This is a genomic window from Adlercreutzia sp. DFI.6.23 (assembly GCF_024462535.1).
Classification (GTDB): domain Bacteria; phylum Actinomycetota; class Coriobacteriia; order Coriobacteriales; family Eggerthellaceae; genus Adlercreutzia; species Adlercreutzia rubneri.
The window spans coordinates 1-329 of the sequence record NZ_JANGBP010000313.1; the positions used below are offsets into that span (position 1 = coordinate 1).

1 rRNA gene is annotated in these 329 nt (G+C 62.6%); it reads left to right on the forward strand.

The features are described from left to right. A 16S ribosomal RNA gene (locus tag NE591_RS16385) occupies positions 1-329 on the forward strand; the annotation flags it as partial.

Genomic DNA, 329 nt, shown 5'->3' on the forward strand with positions numbered 1-329 from the left:
GGCGGGGTAACGGCCCACCGTGCCCGCGATGGGTAGCCGGACTGAGAGGTCGACCGGCCACATTGGGACTGAGATACGGCCCAGACTCCTACGGGAGGCAGCAGTGGGGAATTTTGCGCAATGGGGGAAACCCTGACGCAGCAACGCCGCGTGCGGGACGAAGGCCTTCGGGTTGTAAACCGCTTTCAGCAGGGAAGATTCAGACGGTACCTGCAGAAGAAGCTCCGGCTAACTACGTGCCAGCAGCCGCGGTAATACGTAGGGGGCGAGCGTTATCCGGATTCATTGGGCGTAAAGCGCGCGTAGGCGGCCGCCTAAGCGGAACCTCT